The sequence below is a fragment of the Streptomyces sp. ActVer genome (assembly GCF_027270795.1).
In the GTDB taxonomy this organism is placed as follows: domain Bacteria; phylum Actinomycetota; class Actinomycetes; order Streptomycetales; family Streptomycetaceae; genus Streptomyces; species Streptomyces umbrinus_A.
In genome coordinates this window covers 1-2,045 of record NZ_JAPWHT010000814.1, presented here as the reverse complement: position 1 = coordinate 2,045, position 2,045 = coordinate 1, and the positions used below count along the sequence as shown (strand labels likewise).

Annotated in this window: 3 protein-coding genes; 2 read left to right on the top strand and 1 reads right to left on the bottom strand. The window is 71.6% G+C overall.

Going from position 1 to position 2,045, the window contains the following annotated elements; genetic code table 11:
* Positions 1-646: isocitrate lyase/phosphoenolpyruvate mutase family protein (locus tag O3Q52_RS52375; RefSeq protein WP_269655436.1), on the top strand; the 646-nt coding region annotated here is incomplete at its 5' end.
* A gap of 16 nt (positions 647-662) precedes the next feature.
* On the opposite strand, the gene O3Q52_RS52370 is transcribed toward O3Q52_RS52375, so the two are convergent.
* Positions 663-1,079 (bottom strand): SsgA family sporulation/cell division regulator, encoded by a 417-nt coding sequence (locus O3Q52_RS52370; RefSeq protein ID WP_055614704.1) that lies wholly within the window; start codon positions 1,077-1,079, stop codon positions 663-665.
* Between the two features lie 297 nt (positions 1,080-1,376).
* Between O3Q52_RS52370 and O3Q52_RS52365 the strand changes: the two genes are divergently transcribed.
* Positions 1,377-2,045: WD40/YVTN/BNR-like repeat-containing protein (locus O3Q52_RS52365; protein ID WP_369124186.1), on the top strand; the 669-nt coding region annotated here is incomplete at its 3' end.

The window sequence follows — 2,045 nt, the reverse complement described above, 5'->3', positions numbered from 1 at the left end:
CGCGCTCGAAGCCGTCCGGCGCATCGCGGCCGCCGTCCGGGTGCCGGTCAGCGCCGACATCGAGACCGGCTACGCCGAGGACGCCAAGGGCGTCGGCGACACGGTCCGCGCGGTACTGGCGGCCGGCGCGGTGGGCGTGAACATCGAAGACGCCCTGTACGGGCCGGAGCAGGCGGGCAGGGGTGGTGAGCCCCTGCGGGCGGTCGCCGAGCAGGCCGAGAGGATTGCGGCCGCCCGGGAGGCCGCCGACTCGGCCGGGGTGCCGCTGTTCGTCAACGCCCGCATCGACACGTATCTGCGCGGAGCCGGAGACCTTGCCGCCACTCTGGAGCGCGCCGCCGCCTTCCTCGCCGCAGGGGCCGACGGAATCTTCGTGCCCGGTCCCGTCGACCCGGCCACCGTCAAGGGCCTGGCCGAGGGTGTGGACGGCCCGCTCAACGTGATGGCCGGTCCCGGCGCCCCGTCCGTCGCCGAGCTGTCCTCACTCGGCGTCGCCCGGATCAGCGTCGGCTCGGGCATCGCGCAGGCCGCACACGCACTGGTCCGCCGTGCCGCGCGGGAGCTGCTGGGCACGGGAACGTACGAGTCGCTGGCCGGCGGACTCGACTACGGAGAGCTCAACACCCTGCTGGGGAAGGGGCGCTGACCCTTTCCGGAAAGGGTCAGCAGGCGTCCCGCAGGAGCTCGGCCAGCTGCTGGTCCAGGTCCTGGTGCAGATGCTCCAGACCGAAGGGCACGACCTGGGTAGTGCTCTCCAGGAAGCGCCGCAGCTCGCCCGTGCGGACGTGGACCACGGCGGTGCCCTCGGGGGCGTGGAACTCCAGGACGATGCGGTCGTACCCGTACGGCCGCACGCGGACGTCGCCGCGTCCCACCGGCTCCTCCAGGCCCGAGGCGAGCAGCTCGCGGGCGAAGGTCCAGATCACGTCCACACCTTCGAGCGTGGCCGGGGCCGGGAAGGACATGCGGACGGCGAAGGGGTCGTGCGGGTCGTAGCGGAGGGTTGCGGGAATGCTCGGCATCCGCGGAGCCGCGGCGACGAGACGGGCCTCTACGGGCTGCTCGATGACGGTGGACAACGCCTTGCTCCCTTGTGACGGCTGGACGAACGGTGGACGGATGAGCCGGGCACTTGTAGAGACGCTCGAAGCGGCCAATCCGTGCTCACCAAAGTGCATGAAATTCGAGTGACCTCCGTCACCGCCTTCAATCACGGAAGTGATCAAAGATTCCTCAAGTGACCGCCGATGCCTTCCGGGGCATCTGGACGCCACTGGGGGAGTGGGCTAGCTTCGCCCGCCATGAGGGGCTTGGGGAAGACGCGACGCACGAGACATACGAGATCCACAGGGCGTACGGGATCCACGAAGCGACTGGTGACCGCGGGGGTGTGCGGACTCGCGCTCGCCGCCACGCTCACGGCACCCGCGCAGGCACACGGACCGGACCAGGGATCGGGCCAGGTGGCGGGTCAGGCAGCGGGCAACAGGTCGGGCGGCGGCTCCGGTGGCGGGAAGGCACCGCACTGGGAGCTGAAGGACAGCGGCACGGACGTCCGCTTCCGCGGGCTCTCCGCCGTCAGCCGCAACACCGCCTGGCTGGCCGGGTCCAAGGGCACCGTGCTGCGCACCGCCGACGGCGGCAAGAACTGGCGGAACGTATCGCCGCCCGGCGCGGCCGAGTTGGAGTTCCGCGACATCGAGGCCTTCGACGGCAGGCGTGCCGTGGTGCTGGCCATCGGCGAGGGCGAGGCGTCCCGGGTCTTCCGGACCGAGGACGGCGGGGCGACCTGGACCGAGTCGTTCCGCAACACCGACGCCAGGGCTTTCTACGACTGCATCACCTTCTTCGACAGCCGCCACGGCCTGGCCATGAGCGACCCGGTGGACGGCAGGTTCCGCATCCTGTCGACCCGCGACGGCGGCCGCTCCTGGAAGGTGCTGCCGAGCGCCGGCATGCCCGCGGCCCAGACGGGCGAGGCGGGTTTCGCGGCCAGCGGGCAGTGCCTGGTGAGTTCGGGGCCGCAGGACGTGTGGCTGGCCACC